General features: G+C 44.1%; 1 protein-coding gene. It reads right to left on the bottom strand.

Annotated elements, in window-relative coordinates:
• Positions 1-250: 250 nt before the first annotated feature.
• Positions 251-2,244 (bottom strand): RelA/SpoT family protein (locus BACFIN_RS16540; RefSeq protein WP_007749185.1); only part of this gene is annotated, 1,994 nt, incomplete at its 5' end.

Raw genomic sequence — 2,244 nt, 5'->3', positions numbered from 1 at the left:
AAACAAGGTTCGATTTCTGAGATTTTTTGTATCTTTACCATGTGTTTTTATTTTAGATTACCCCCGTTTTGGCCGTCAAACCGTTTTTTGGGGGGAATGCTTAAAGATACAAAAAAGGCAACTAATTCGCAATGAAGTAGTTGCCTTAAATTTTATTATTTTAGGAATATCCCAAACGCAGATTTGCGCAGATTGTTCATATTCTCTTTGCGTTCGTTAATCTGCGATAATTCTCGTTTAAAAATAGAATTTACTCTTCTACACGGCTCACCTGTTTGATATTCTGAATCTTTTTCAGATTGTTGCAGATAGTCTTTACATCCTCCACATCATGAACCCATAGCTGTATTTTACCCTCAAATATACCGTCTTCGGTTTCGATGGTCAGCTTGCGGATATTCACATTAAGCTGCCGGGAGATAACTTGCGTCACTTCGTTCAACAGTCCCATGCTGTCTATACCTTTTATATATATATATACGAGGAATGACAGTTCTTTGTGGGTATCCCATTCTGTGGCTAATATGCGGTTGCCGTAACTGCTCTTCAGCTTGGCGGCAACGGGGCATTGGCGTTTATGAATGATAATCCGGTCATTCTCATCCACATATCCCAATACGTCATCACCGGGAATAGGGTGGCAGCATTCTGCCATGATATATTTTTTCTGCAAACTTTCTTCTGTCAGTTTGAGCACTTGTTTCGGGTTGATCTTCTCTTTTTCCTGAGGTTCTTTCTCCTCTTGCTGCTTGTCTTTGTTGCCGTTGACAAAAGAGAAAGTAAGGTACTTCTTCCAGTTGCTGGTTTGCTTTTCTTTCAGTTCATTTTTGTCAGCTTCCCCCAGAATGATTGCTTTGCTGCCAATCGCTGCCAACAGTTCTTCTTCATTCTTGGCGTTATGGAACTTGCGCAACTTTTCGATGACAGCTTCTCCCGGTCGTATTTCCTCTTTTTTCAAGAACTCATTCAGTAGTTCTTCACCTATCTTTTGATTGGCTTTGCGCTCTTTGCGGAGAATTGCCGCTATCTTAGTGCGGGCGCGGGCGGTGGTCGCAAAAACTTCCCATTGCGGTTGCACACGTTGCGATTTAGAAGTTAATACCTCAACCTGATCTCCACTTTGCAGCTTGTGACTAAGCGGCACTAATTTGTGATTGACTTTAGCGCCGATACAATGGCTACCGATGTCGGTATGCAGGGAGAATGCGAAGTCGAGTGCCGTTGAATTCTGCGGCATAGTCTTTAGTTCCCCTTTGGGTGTGAACACAAATATTTCGGAAGCAAATAAGTTCAGTTTGATAGTGTCCAAGAAGTCGATGGCGTCCGGTTGTGGGTCATCTAATATTTCCTTAATGGTCTTCAACCATTTTTCCAGTTCTCCTTCATCCTCGCTGCCTCCTCCTTCTTTGTATTTCCAATGTGCTGCAAAGCCTTGTTCGGCAACGTCGTTCATCCGTTCGCTACGGATCTGGACTTCGATCCATTGCCCGTTGTTACCCATAAGAGTCACGTGCAATGCCTGGTAGCCGTTTGCTTTGGGATGGCTTACCCAATCGCGCAGGCGATCCGGGTGCGGCTTATATATTTTGGAGATAGATACATAGATGTCAAAACAATCATTGAGTTCTTCTTCCATATTGCGGGGCTCGAAAATAATCCGGACCGCCAGCAAGTCATAGATCTCTTCGAAAGGAACATGCTTGGTCTGCATCTTGTTCCAGATGGAATAGATTGATTTTACACGGGCGAGAATCCGGTATTTCAATCCCATCTTATCGAGTTGTGTACGGATAGGGGCTGTGAAATCATTAAAGACCTTATCGCGTTCGGCGGCTGTGGCGTTCAGCTTTTCCTCTATCTCTGCATATTCTTCGGGATGTTCGTATTTGAAGCTCAGGTTTTCCAGCTCAGTCTTTATCTTATAGAGCCCCAGACGGTTGGCCAGCGGAGCGTAAATATAGAGCGTTTCACCCGCAATCTTATATTGCTTGTTGGGCAACATCGAACCGAGTGTGCGCATATTGTGCAAACGGTCGGCTATCTTGATAAGGATAACCCGGATATCATTCGACATGGTAAGCAGTAACTTTTTGAAGTTCTCTGCTTGTGCTGAGGCGCGGTCGCCAAATATTCCACCGGATATCTTAGTCAGTCCGTCTACGATTTGGGCAATCTTCGGCCCGAAGATGTTTTCAATATCTTCAACGGTGTAGTCGGTATCTTCTACCACATCGTGCAATAAGG

This window comes from Bacteroides finegoldii DSM 17565 (assembly GCF_000156195.1).
In the GTDB taxonomy this organism is placed as follows: Bacteria; Bacteroidota; Bacteroidia; order Bacteroidales; family Bacteroidaceae; genus Bacteroides; species Bacteroides finegoldii.
Note: the sequence above shows the minus strand (reverse complement) of the source record. Positions and strands in the feature narration are given on the sequence as shown.